This is a genomic window from Streptomyces caeni (assembly GCF_042678285.1).
GTDB classification, from domain to species: domain Bacteria; phylum Actinomycetota; class Actinomycetes; order Streptomycetales; family Streptomycetaceae; genus Streptomyces; species Streptomyces caeni.
The window spans coordinates 92,322-103,988 of the sequence record NZ_JBHUDX010000048.1; the positions used below are offsets into that span (position 1 = coordinate 92,322).

The window sequence follows — 11,667 nt, forward strand, 5'->3', positions numbered from 1 at the left end:
CCGCCCGGCTGCCGGGCAGCCGCACGCCGCGCTCTCCCTCGCACCAGTACGGCCGGTGGGGCGCCGTGCCGCCCGGCTCACCGGCATCGTCGGCCCGGGCCGGGCTTCGGGCCCCGGACAGGGCGCGGGCCAGGCAAGGCCGGCAGGGCCAGGCCGGACCGGCAGGTCAGGCAGGGTCAGGCAGGGTCGGCAGGGTCGGCAGGGCCAGGCCGGACCGGCAGGGTTAGGCAAGGCCAGGCAGGCCAGGCAGGGTCAGGCAAGGCCAGGCAGGGCCAGGCAGGGCCAGGCAGGGTCAGGCAGGGCCAGGCAGGGTCAGGCAGGGCCAGGCAGGGTCAGGCAGGGCCAGGCAGGGTCAGGCAGGGCCGGCCCGGCAGGTCCGCGAAGACGCCTGGCGCGGGACCATGGAGGAAGCGGGACCTCGCCGCCGCCGATCCCTCCCTGGAGCGTGCGACATGACCGTTTCCGACGACTTCGTGTACGAGACCCGGCCCGTGCGGGTCGTCTTCCGGCCCGGCGCATCCGTGACCGCGACCCCGGACGAGGCCGAGCGCCTGGGGCTGCGGCGGCTCCTCGTGGTGTGCGGCGGCCTGGGTGAGACCGCCGCACGGGCGGTCGCGGACGCGCTCGGCGACGCCTGCGCGGGACTGTATGCGGAGGCCCGGATGCACGTGCCCGTCGAGATCGCCGACCATGCTGTCGAGGTGGTGCGGGCGGCCGGGGCCGACGGGTGCGTCGCGGTGGGCGGCGGCTCCGCGATCGGCCTCGGCAAGGCGGTCGCCCTGCGCACCGGGCTGCCGCTGATCGCCGTTCCGTCGACGTACTCGGGCTCGGAGATGACCCCCGTCTGGGGCCTGACGGAACACGGCATCAAGCGCACCGGCCGCGACCCCGTGGTCCAGCCCCGCAGCGTCGTCTACGATCCCGAGCTGACCCTCTCGCTGCCCCTGTCGCTCACCGTGACCAGCGGCATCAACGCGCTCGCGCACGCCGTGGAGGCGCTGTACGCCCCGGACACCTCTCCACTGGTCTCGCTCATGGCGGAGGAGGGCGCCCGGGTGATGGCGGAGGCCCTGCCGCGGCTGGCCGCCGAACCGGAGGACCTGCTGGCCCGTGGCCGGGCCCTGTACGCGGCGTGGCTGTGCGGCGCCTGCCTCGGCTCCACCACCATGGGACTGCACCACAAGCTGTGCCACGTGCTGGGCGGCACGTTCGGACTGCCGCACGCGCAGACGCACACGGTGGTGCTCCCGTACACCCTCGCGTACAACGCCCCGGCGGCACCGCGCGCGGTGGCCGCGCTGGGCCGCGCCCTCGGTGCCGAGGACGTCCCGCGCGCCCTGTGGGAACTGGCGGGACGGCTCGGCGCGCCGCGTTCGCTCGCCGAGCTCGGCCTCCGGGAGGGCGACCTGACGGGCGCGGCGGCACAGGTGACGGGACAGCCGTACCGCAACCCCCGCCGGCTGACGACGGAGGGCGTGCTCGGCGTCCTGAGGGCGGCCTACGAGGGGCGGGAGCCGGAGTAGGGCGACAGGGACCGGACGCCGGGGGCGCGGCCCGGCCGCTCGTGCCGCGGCGCCCGGGGCCCTCCGTTGCGGGCTTCCCGGCTCGGCGCGACGATCAAAAAGGGACTGTCCGCCCGGGCGAGAGCAGGGGTGCTGTGGTGGATGCCATGCCGAGTCCGCCGTCCGGCGGCGGGCACCACGATCCGCGCGCGGGGCCCGTCGCACCCAACGGCGACCCGCTCCTGGCCGCACGGTTCAGCGTGCCCGTCCCCCCGCGGACGTATGTGCGCAGACCACGTCTGACGAACCGGCTCGCCCAGGGCGCACAAGGGCCCCTGACACTGGTGAACGGTCCCGCGGGAGCAGGCAAGACCCTGCTCGTCGCCGACTGGGCCACCGCCCGGCGCACACCGGGCCGTGTCGCGTGGCTGACGGTGGAGCCCGAGGACAACGGGCCCGGCGTGTTCTGGACCTATGCGCTGGAGTCCCTGCGGCGCCACGGACTCGCCTCCCCCGACGGCATCGGCGGCCCGGCCCGCCCCGGCGAGGTGGACCACTCGTTGCTGACCAGGCTCGCCGCCCGGCTGAGCCGGCGCCCGCAGCCCCTGATCCTGGTCCTCGACGAGTTCGACCGGGTGGTCACCTCGCCGGAGATCGCCGAGGAACTGCAGTTCGTGCTCCGCCACGCGGGCGGCGGACTGCGCCTGGTCGTCGTCAGCCGTACGGAGCCGCTGCTGCCGTTGCACCGTTACCGGGCCGCCGGCGAGATCACCGACATCCGCGGCGCCGACCTGGCGTTCCGCCCCCGGGAGGCGGCCGCACTGCTCGACCGCCACGGGCTGCGCCTCTCGGAGGCCGGCACGCGGACACTGACGGAACGCACCCGCGGCTGGGCGGCCGGACTGCGGCTGAGCATCCTGGCGGCCCAGGGCGCCGACGACCCCGAGGTCTTCCTGAAGGACTTCGAGGCCGGCCGGAGCACGCTCGCCGACTTCCTGCTCGCCGAGGTGCTCGACACCCAGCACCCCGGGACACAGGACCTGCTGCTGCGCACCAGCATCCTGGACCGGATCCACCCCGGTCTCGCCAACGCCCTCACGGGCCGGGCGGACGCGGAAGCGGTTCTGGCCTCCTTGCAGCGCGCGAACGCCTTCGTGGAGGCCGTCGGTCACTCGTGGTACCGACTCCACCCGCTGTTCGCCGAGATCCTGCGGGTCCATCTGCGCGTCCGGCACCCCGGGCTCGAACCCGAGCTGCACCGCAGGGCCGCGGACTGGCTGGGCGAGGCGGGGCTGCTCGCCGAGGCTCTCCCGCATGCGGCGGACGCGGGCGACTGGGAACCGGCCGCCACCCGCTTCGTGGACGGCCTGGCGATCGGGCGGCTGCTGACCGGACTGGACGCCGAGCGGCTCGACGGGCTGTTCTCCCGGATGCCCCCGGACACCTCCGGGGCGGCCGCCGATCTGGTGCGCGCCGCCCGCGACCTGGCCCGCCACGACGTGGCCCGCGGCATCGGGCACCTGCGCCGCGCCGAGGACGACCTGCCCGCCGGCGATGCGCCGGACGCCGCCCCACTGCGCCTGAGCCGCGCCCTGCTGCGCGTCCTCGCCGCCAGGTCCACGGGCTCGGCCGACGTCGCCGAGGCGGCCGCCCGCGACATGGCGGTGGCGGAACGGGCCGTCCCCGCCGACCGTCTCGCCCGGCACCCGGAACTGCACGCCCTGATGCTCACGGACCTGGGATCGGCGCAGCTGTGGGCCGGACGCCTGGACGCGGCGCGGGCCACGCTGTCCGCCGCCGCGAGGGCGGACGCCGGGCCGCGGACCGCGTTCCCGCGGCACGAGTGCCTCGGCCGGCTGGCCCTGATCGACCTCCTGGACGGCCGGCCGGGCCGCGCCGAGTCCCACGCCCGGGAGGCGGCCGCCGAGGCCGAACGCTCCGGCCTGCCACCCTCCGCCCGCAGCGGCGTCGCCCGGCTGGTGCTGGCCGCGGTCGCCCTTGAGCGTGACGAGGTGGCCGCCGCTCGCGGCCACCTCGGGCACGCGGACCGCTCCGCCGCGGCGCCGCGCGATCCCCTCGTCACTGCGGAAACGGCGCTGCTCCGCTCACGACTGCTGCTGGCCACGGGATCGACCCGGGCGGCGCGGCGGCTCCTGGACCGGCTGGAGCACCTGCCGGACGTCGTCCAGCCCTCGCCCTGGGTGACCGAGGCGGCGGCGCTCGTCAGGTCCGGCGCCTACCTCGCCGAGGGCCGTCCGCAGGCCGCGCGGGAGGCGCTGGAGGACGGCGGTCCCCCAGGCCCGGAGCGAACCGCGGCCGCGGCCCGGGCCCATCTCGCCACGGGCGACGTCGAAGCGGCACGCGACCTGCTCGCGGCGCTTTCCACGGGGCACGGTGGGGGACCGGCCGTCACGGTACGGGTGTTGCTGGCGCGGGCCCAGACCGCCGACGCGCTGGGCGAGGGCGACGAGGCCGAGCGGCTCGTCGCGCGGGCCCTGCGGGTGGCCCGGCCGGAACGGCTGCGGCGCCCGTTCCTGGAGTCGGGGCCCTGGCTGCGGCGGTTCGCGCGCCGCCGGCCCACTCTCACGCGGGGGCACGACTGGCTGCCTGCCTCGCCCGTTGGACGCGCACCCTCGGGGGAGGCGCGCGACGGCTGCCGCGCGCCCGCCCCGGTGACCGAGGCGCTGAGCGAGCGCGAGCACGAGGTGCTGGAGCGGCTCGCACAGCTGATGTCGACGGAGGAGATCGCCGCCGACCTGTATCTGTCGGTGAACACGGTCAAGACCCATCTGAAGAGCCTCTACCGCAAGCTCGCCGTGACCCGGCGGGCCGAGGCCGTGCGCCGGGCCCGGGAGCTGCGGCTGCTGTGAGCCCGGGGAACTCACTCGGGAAGGCGCCGCATCTCCACCACCTGCAGACCCAGCGACTGGCAGCGCGCCAGCAGGCCGTACAGATGTGCCTGGTCGACGACCTTCCCGAACAGCACCGTCTGGTGGGGTACGACGAAACTGTCCAGCTCCGGGAACGCCTTGGCCAGCGTTTCCGACAACTGTCCGTCGACCCGGATCTCGTAGCGCATGAGCCCGCTTCCCTCGCGGTCGTGCGGCGGGCGCCGCTCAGGACACGAGCACCTTGGCCTTGGCCGCCTCGTACTCGGCGTCTGTGATGTCCCCGTGGTCATGCAGGCCGGCCAGCTTGGTCAGCTCGTCCGCCCTGCTCATGCCGGGCGCGGGACCGCCGGCGGCCGCTTCCTGCACGTACGAGCGGAACGCACGCTCCTGGGCCTGCGCGTGGCGAAGGTCGCGCTCGCCCATGCCCCGGCCACGGGCGACCAGATAGACGAAGACGCCCACGAAGGGCAGCACGCAGACGAACACCATCCAGCCCGCCTTGGCCCAGCCGCTCAGGCGGTCATCGCGGAAGATGTCGAAGACGACCTTGAACAGGAGCATGAACCACAGGACCCACAGGAAGAACCAGAGAATGGTGAGGAACGCGTTGAGGAGGGGGTAAGAGGACACGACGGCCTCCGGTGGTCGGCCCGCCGCCCGCTGACCGGGTCGGGGGAGTGGTCCTGACCCCTCCCACGGTGCAGCCGGGCGCGGCGCGGGGGTTCACCCGCGGCGGGTGAACTGCGGCGGCCGTACCACGGCGCGCTCACCGGTACGGCCGTCGGAGGTGCGGTACCGCACCCCGGCCACCCTCCCCCAAGCTCCCGGCTTCGCTCGCGCAGGGGGGACCCCCGTGGGCTCCACCAGGAAGGACGTCGCCTCGGTGTTCATCCGCAGGGAGAAGGACGGCTCCCGCCGGGCCTCGTCCGCCAGGAGGTCGAGCAGGTCCCACTGCGGCACCATGGCGATGTAGTTGTACCTGCCCCGCAGTGCGCCGATGTCTCCGACGGTGACCAGCGAACGGTCCCGGCCGACCGGCAGCTGAACCGTCGTCACCCGCCGTTGCGGCAACCGGGCGAACCGCTCGGCGAGGCCCAGGTCGTCCAGCAGGGCCAGGGTCGAGGGATGCACGGTGTCCCCGCGGAAGTCGCGCAGGAAGTCGCCGTGCTTCTCGACGACGGTGACCTCCACTCCGGCCCGGGCCAGCAGCAGGGCGAGGACCATTCCGGCGGGGCCGCCGCCCACCACACAACACGTGGTCCGGTCCACCGGGCCCACCTTTCCCGTATAGATTGCAAAATCGACCATACTTGGACATATATTCTCAAGGTCTGCGGAGACGACGATGAGCGAGCAGCCACTCCATCTCCCCTATGCCGACCCCGCCTTCGTGGCCGACCCCTTCCCGCTCTACCGGCAGCTGCGTGAAGAGGGCCCGGTGCGGCGCGCGGTGATCGCCGGCGGCCTGGAGGCATGGCTGGTCACGCGCTACGAGGACGGCCTCGCCGCGCTCTGCGACCCGCGCCTGGGCAGCGACATCCACGACGCGTCCGACCCCCGGCTCCTGCGGCAGCTGCCCGCGACGGAGCGCGAGTCCATGCTGCGCACCATGCTCCGGGCGGACCCGCCCGACCACACCCGCCTGCGGCGCCTGGTCTCGAAGGCGTTCACCGCGCGCCGGGTGGCGGAACTGCGGCCCCGCGTGCAGGCCATCACCGACGGGCTGCTCGACGCGATCGTGCGGGCCGGCCGCGCGGACCTCGTCGCCGACTTCGCCCTGCCGCTTCCGGTCACCGTCATCAGCGAGCTGCTCGGGGTGCCCACGGCGGACCGGTACGACTTCCAGCGGTGGACCGACGACATGATCCTCCAGGGCCCCGAGCCGCCGGACCCGGCCGTGGCCGACGCCGCCTGGCAGCAGATGCGCGCCTACCTGACCGGGCTCCTGGACGCCAAACGGGCCAACGCCGGAGACGACCTGCTCAGCGCTCTGATCACCGCTCGCGACGAGGAGCGGCGGCTGGACGAGGACGAGCTGATCGCCATGGCGTTCCTACTGCTGGTGGCCGGATACATCACCACGGTCAACCTGATCGGCGGCGGCATCGCCGCGCTGCTCGCCCACCCCGACCAGCTCCGGCTGCTGCGGGACGATCCGTCGCTGCTGCCGGACGCGATCGAGGAGTTGCTGCGCTACGACGGACCGGTGAATCCCGGCATCGCCCGCTTCGCGCGGGAGGACGTCGAGATCGCGGGCGTGACCGTTCCGCGCGGCGCCACCGTGCTCGTGGCCTCCGCCATCGCCGACCGGGATCCGGCACGGTTCGCGGACCCCGATCGTCTGGACATCACCCGTCGGGACAACGCCCACCTCGCCTTCGGGCACGGCATCCACTACTGCCTGGGTGCCCCGCTGGCCCGGCTGGAGGGCCAGATCGCCATCGGGACCGCCCTGCGCCGCCTTCCCGGTCTCGCCCTGGCCGTGCCGCCGGGCGAACTGCGCTGGAGGCCGAGCGGTCTGCGCGGCCCCGAGCGCCTGCCCGTCACGTTCACGCCCGGTTCCGTGCCCGACGGCACGGGCCCGGCGGCTTTGGCGTGACGCCGGTGGGACAGGCGCGGCGGAGCGGGCCGCCGACGCGCCCGTGCACCGGGGGACGCGGTCCCGGGCCGGTCAGAGCAAGCCGACCTCGCCGGCCTTCGCGATGGCCTCCACCCGGTTGCGGGCGCCGAGCTTCTGCATCGCGACCTGCAGATACGTCTTCACCGTGTTGCGTGTGAGATTCAGCTCCTCGGCGATCTCCGGATTGGTGCGGCCCATCGCGACCTGCCGCAGCACGTCGTACTCGCGGCGGGTGAGCCCCGCGTCCTCCAGGCGCCGGCGCAGTTCCGCGCCCTCGGGGGTGCACAGGCGCGGGTCGATGACCCGGCTGCCGGCGGCGACCTGGTGGATGGCCGTGGCCAGGTCCGGTGTCGCCGCATCCTTGAGCAGACAGCCACCGGCGCCACGGGCCAGGGCGGTCTGGACGGCCGCGTGGTCGCCGTAGGCGGTGAAGATCAGCACATGGACGCCGGGGACCTCGCGGCGCAGCCGTTCGATCACCTCCGGCGCGAGCATGTCCGGAAGCCGCAGGTCGAGCAGCACGACGTCCGGCCGCAGCTCCGCCGCGAGCCGGACGGCCTCCGCTCCGGTCCGTGCGCTGCCGGTGACCTCGATCTCCGGGTCGTGGCGCACCAGCAGCCCGACTCCCTCACGGACGACGGGGTGGTCGTCCACCACCAGTACCCGCAGCGGCTGTGCGGCTGTCCGCGGCGGCGTCACAGGCATGGGACCCAGGCCCGGACGGTCAGCCCCGCGTCCTCGTTGCCGATCACCTGCAGGCTCCCGCCGAGCCGCTGCAACCCGTCGTTCAGCGCGGCCAGCCCGATCCCGCCGACGGGCAGGGCGGACTCGGGCCCGAACGCCTCGCCGTCCGGCGTCTGCTCCTCATGGCCCGGCCAGCCCACCCCGTCGTCCGTGATCGCCGCCATCACCCCGCCGTCCACGGCGGTCAGGCTGACCACCACGGACGACGCGTGGGCATGCTTCTCGACGTTCAGCAGTGCCTCCCGCACCGTGGCCAGCAGCATGCGACGCCTGGGCGGATCCAGTTCGGGGAGCTCGGTGAGCGTCAGCGCCCGGCTCGCCACGTCGGTACGTTCCTGGAAGGCCCGGCAGTCGCTGGCGACCGAGGCCGACAGCGAGCGGTCCGGCGGGACCGTGCTCAACGCGGCGAGGGACTCACGCAAGGCCGCCGCGGCCTCCGCCAGCTGCCGCTCCACGGCGCCGAGCCGGTCGGTGAGGCCGGGCTCGGCGGTGTACCCGGTCCGCAGGTCGCGCACCTGGGCGCCGATGGTGAACAGCATCGCGCCGACCGAGTCGTGCAACGCCACCGCGATACGCCGCCGCTCCGCGGCCGCCTCCGCCTCGCGCTGCGCATCCGCGCGGTCGGCCACGGTCAGGGCGACCCCGGTGGCGTCGGCGATCTCGGACAGGGCGGTGACGGCCCCGGTGCCGAAGGCGGCGCCGTCACGGTGGGCGACGTAGATCACACCGATCACCCGGCCGGCGTGGCGGACCGGCACCCCGAGCATGGACTGGATGCCCTCGGCCGTGATCGGCTCGTCGAAGTGGTGGGTGATGCTCCGGGAGCGCGCGTAGTCCCGCACCACGCAGGGCCTGCCCGTCGCCAGCACCTTGCCGCCCAGGCCCAGCCCGCACGGGACCACCAGGCCGTGCAGACCCCGGTGCTGGGTGCCCGCCCACGACCGCAGCACGGCGACGCCCTCGTCCTCGACCTGGCCGACGAGGCTGATGTCGGCACCGGTCACGACCCGCGCCCGCCGGGCGGCCTCGCGCAGGGCCGCCTTCCGGTCCAGCAGCCCCACCAGGTCGGCATGCTCCCGGCCCGGACGGTCGCCGGCGCCGACGGCCCGGCCGGCCCGCTCCGTCCCGTCCGGCTGCTGGGGGCGCCGGGGGCGGGAGAGTCGGTTCGATGCTGGAATGGCCGCGCTCATGGTCGCAGTGTCGCACCGGTCGCGAGCCGCGTGCCAGTGCCTCCCGGGGCACCCGCGCAGGCCAGAGGGGACGTCGCAGGGCGGAACGGGGTCCGGCGGCGCACCGCCGGACGCGGTGCCCCCCCGGCGACGGGGGTCTCCATTTGGAGGTGCCGCACAGCGGTCGGCACCTCCATCATGACCTGCAGTAAGGGCACCGCCGCGAGCGGCAGTGCCGCTTCGGGTCCGGCGACAGCCGGCCCGGCGCGGTCTCCACCATCCGCATGGAGGCCGCAGAGCGGCGGTCCGCTGCTGGCGTATGCGCTCGTCCGTTCGACGAGCCGTGGGCCGGCACCGGACGCTCGGGACAGGCGAGGCCGGCCGCGGTGCACCACGGCCGGCCGGGGCGCGCGGGGCAACCGCCGACGGGACATGCCCGCCGGTCTTTCCGCCGCGGTGGTTCCCACGAGCCGACGCCGACCGGCACGCTGGATGTCGCCGAACGACCCCGCCCGCTCCCCGGGAGGGCAGGAGGCGCCCGGTGACCCGGTCGAACGAGATGAGAGGTGTGCGCGAGGATGCGTGCCTACCGTGACGAGCACGAGCGGAGCATCGCCGCCCCGGAGGAGTTCTGGGGGGAGGCGGCCACGGCGGTTGCCTGGACCCGGGAACCGAAGCAGGTCCTGGACGCGGACCACCCGCCGTTCTACCGCTGGTTCCCCGACGGAGAGCTCAATACCTGCTACAACGCACTCGACCGGCACACCGAGGAGGGCCACGGTGAGCGCGTCGCACTGATCTACGACAGCCCGGTCACCGGCATGCGCACCCGCTACACCTACGCGGAACTGCAGGAGCAGACCGCCCGCTGCGCCGGAATGCTGCGCTCCCTGGGCGTCGGCAAGGGCGACCGCGTGGTGATCTACATGCCGATGGTGCCCCAGGCCGTGGTCGCGATGCTGGCCTGCGCCCGCCTCGGCGCCGTCCACTCCGTGGTGTTCGGCGGCTTCGCGCCGCAGGAGCTCGCCGTCCGCATCGAGGACGCGAAGCCGAAGGTGGTCGTGTCGGCGTCGTGCGGCATCGAGGTGAGCCGCGTCATCGCGTACAAGCCGATGCTCGACGAGGCGCTGAAGCTGGCCGACCACACCCCCGACGCGTGCGTGATCCTGCAGCGCCCCGAGGCGGCGGCGGAGATGACCGACCGGGACGTCGACTGGGACGAGGCGATGGCGGCGGCCGAGCCGGCCGAGTGCGTGCCGGTCGCCGCGACCGACCCGCTCTACATCCTCTACACCTCCGGGACCACGGGCCGGCCCAAGGGCGTCGTCCGGGACAACGGCGGTCACGCCGTCGCGCTGGCCTGGAGCATGAAGAACGTCTACGACATCGGCCCGGGTGACGTCTGGTGGGCCGCCTCCGACGTCGGCTGGGTCGTCGGCCACTCCTACATCGTGTACGCACCGCTGCTGGCCGGAGCCACCACGGTGCTCTACGAGGGCAAGCCGATCGGCACCCCGGACGCCGGCGCGTTCTGGCGGGTGATCAGCGAGTACGGGGTGAAGGCCCTGTTCACGGCGCCGACCGCCATGCGGGCGATCCGCAAGGAGGACCCGGAGGCGACCCTGCTGGCCGAGTACGACATGGGGGCGTTCCGCACCCTGTTCCTGGCCGGGGAGCGGCTCGACCCCGACACCTACACCTGGGCGAGCCGGGTTCTGGGCGTCCCGGTGATCGACAACTGGTGGCAGACCGAGACGGGCTGGCCGATCGCCTCGAACCTGCGTGGGCTGGAGCCGATGCCGGTCAAGCCCGGTTCGCCGACCGTGCCGGTGCCCGGCTACGACCTGCAGGTCCTCGACGAGGAGGGGAACCAGGTCGCCCCGGGGCAGGACGGCGCGGTCGCGATCAGGCTGCCGCTGCCGCCGGGCTCCCTGCCGACGCTGTGGAACGACGACGAGCGGTATGTCTCCTCGTACCTGTCCCAGTACCCCGGCTACTACGTGACCGGCGACGGCGGATACATCGACGAGGACGGCTACGTCTTCATCATGGGCCGTACCGACGACGTGATCAACGTCGCCGGCCACCGGCTGTCCACCGGAGCGATGGAGGCCGTCATCGCGACCCATCCCTCGGTCGCGGAGTGCGCCGTCATCGGGGTGCGCGACTCGCTCAAGGGCCAGGTGCCGCGGGCGCTCGCGGTCCTCAAGGCCGGGTCGGACATCGGGCAGGACGTGCTGGCGAGGGAACTGGTGCAGGCCGTGCGCTCGCAGATCGGCGCGATCGCCGCACTGAAGGAGGTCGATGTGGTGCCGGCGCTGCCGAAGACGCGCTCCGGCAAGATCCTCCGGCGTGCCATGCGGGCGATGGCGGACGGAGTGCAGGAGCCCGTGCCCGCCACCATCGAGGACCCCGCCGTTCTGGAGTCACTGCGTCCGGTGCTCGACCGGGAGAAGCGTTAGCCGCCGGACGGGCGGGACGTCAGGGCTGCGGGAACCTTGTGAAGCGCAGCGGTACGGACCGGAATCCCCTGCCCCCGGGCAGGGGAGGGCGTCGACTCACCAGTGGCTCGGTGCAGGGCGGCTGAGGCCCGCACGAGCGACGAGGGGCCGACCGGAAGAACCTGGTTTCTCCGGTCGGCCCCTCGTGTGTTGCCCGCCGTCCGGGGGCCACGGGGAGAATGAGCGGCGCCCGGGAGACCGGTTGTTGCGGTCTGCCGGGCGCCTGGTCGTGGGGTGGGT

General features: G+C 74.2%; 8 protein-coding genes and 1 pseudogene. 4 read left to right on the forward strand and 5 right to left on the reverse strand.

Going from position 1 to position 11,667, the window contains the following annotated elements; translation table 11 throughout:
• Positions 1-452 precede the first annotated feature (452 nt).
• The gene (locus ACFSL4_RS18180; protein WP_381083815.1) at positions 453-1,523 is read left to right on the forward strand and encodes a maleylacetate reductase; all 1,071 of its coding nucleotides are present in this window, start codon (positions 453-455) and stop codon (positions 1,521-1,523) included.
• A 146-nt stretch (positions 1,524-1,669) separates the two neighbouring features.
• Positions 1,670-4,372 carry a winged helix-turn-helix domain-containing protein gene (locus ACFSL4_RS18185; protein ID WP_381083817.1) on the forward strand — a complete coding sequence of 901 codons (2,703 nt, stop codon included), beginning with the start codon at positions 1,670-1,672 and terminating at the stop codon, positions 4,370-4,372.
• Between the two features lie 11 nt (positions 4,373-4,383).
• Here the strand turns inward: ACFSL4_RS18185 and ACFSL4_RS18190 are convergent, their stop codons facing one another.
• The 3 genes and pseudogenes from ACFSL4_RS18190 to ACFSL4_RS18200 all read right to left on the reverse strand — a co-directional run.
• Positions 4,384-4,581 carry a hypothetical protein gene (locus ACFSL4_RS18190; RefSeq protein ID WP_381083819.1) on the reverse strand — a complete coding sequence of 66 codons (198 nt, stop codon included), beginning with the start codon at positions 4,579-4,581 and terminating at the stop codon, positions 4,384-4,386.
• A gap of 37 nt (positions 4,582-4,618) precedes the next feature.
• Positions 4,619-5,023: an SHOCT domain-containing protein gene (locus ACFSL4_RS18195; RefSeq protein ID WP_381083821.1), complete on the reverse strand. Its 405-nt coding sequence runs from the start codon at positions 5,021-5,023 to the stop codon at positions 4,619-4,621.
• Between the two features lie 135 nt (positions 5,024-5,158).
• A pseudogene (locus ACFSL4_RS18200) lies at positions 5,159-5,662 on the reverse strand (FAD-dependent monooxygenase); the annotation flags it as partial.
• A 76-nt stretch (positions 5,663-5,738) separates the two neighbouring features.
• Here ACFSL4_RS18200 and ACFSL4_RS18205 point away from each other — a divergent pair.
• Positions 5,739-6,992, forward strand: coding sequence for a cytochrome P450 family protein (locus ACFSL4_RS18205; protein WP_381083823.1), 1,254 nt, complete (start codon positions 5,739-5,741; stop codon positions 6,990-6,992).
• 72 nt (positions 6,993-7,064) lie between these two features.
• Here ACFSL4_RS18205 and ACFSL4_RS18210 read toward each other — a convergent pair whose 3' ends face one another.
• Both ACFSL4_RS18210 and ACFSL4_RS18215 read right to left on the reverse strand, forming a co-directional pair.
• Positions 7,065-7,718 carry a response regulator gene (locus ACFSL4_RS18210; protein WP_381083825.1) on the reverse strand — a complete coding sequence of 218 codons (654 nt, stop codon included), beginning with the start codon at positions 7,716-7,718 and terminating at the stop codon, positions 7,065-7,067.
• On the reverse strand, positions 7,709-8,947 hold the full coding sequence (locus ACFSL4_RS18215) for a GAF domain-containing sensor histidine kinase (protein WP_381083827.1): 1,239 nt from the start codon (positions 8,945-8,947) through the stop codon (positions 7,709-7,711). Before ACFSL4_RS18215 ends, ACFSL4_RS18210 begins: the two co-directional genes overlap by 10 nt.
• 557 nt (positions 8,948-9,504) lie before the next feature.
• Here ACFSL4_RS18215 and ACFSL4_RS18220 point away from each other — a divergent pair.
• Positions 9,505-11,388, forward strand: a complete 1,884-nt coding sequence (locus tag ACFSL4_RS18220) for a propionyl-CoA synthetase (RefSeq protein ID WP_381083829.1) — start codon at positions 9,505-9,507, stop codon at positions 11,386-11,388.
• Positions 11,389-11,667 lie beyond the last annotated feature (279 nt).

Excerpts from the sequence above, each read along its gene's own strand:
- ACFSL4_RS18190 (WP_381083819.1), bottom strand. The coding sequence starts at position 4,581 with ATGCGCTACGAGATCCGGGTCGACGGACAGTTGTCGGAAACGCTGGCC.
- ACFSL4_RS18205 (WP_381083823.1), top strand. The coding sequence starts at position 5,739 with ATGAGCGAGCAGCCACTCCATCTCCCCTATGCCGACCCCGCCTTCGTG.
- ACFSL4_RS18185 (WP_381083817.1), top strand. The coding sequence starts at position 1,670 with ATGCCGAGTCCGCCGTCCGGCGGCGGGCACCACGATCCGCGCGCGGGG.
- ACFSL4_RS18180 (WP_381083815.1), top strand. The coding sequence starts at position 453 with ATGACCGTTTCCGACGACTTCGTGTACGAGACCCGGCCCGTGCGGGTC.
- ACFSL4_RS18210 (WP_381083825.1), bottom strand. The coding sequence starts at position 7,718 with ATGCCTGTGACGCCGCCGCGGACAGCCGCACAGCCGCTGCGGGTACTG.
- ACFSL4_RS18215 (WP_381083827.1), bottom strand. The coding sequence starts at position 8,947 with ATGAGCGCGGCCATTCCAGCATCGAACCGACTCTCCCGCCCCCGGCGC.
- ACFSL4_RS18220 (WP_381083829.1), top strand. The coding sequence starts at position 9,505 with ATGCGTGCCTACCGTGACGAGCACGAGCGGAGCATCGCCGCCCCGGAG.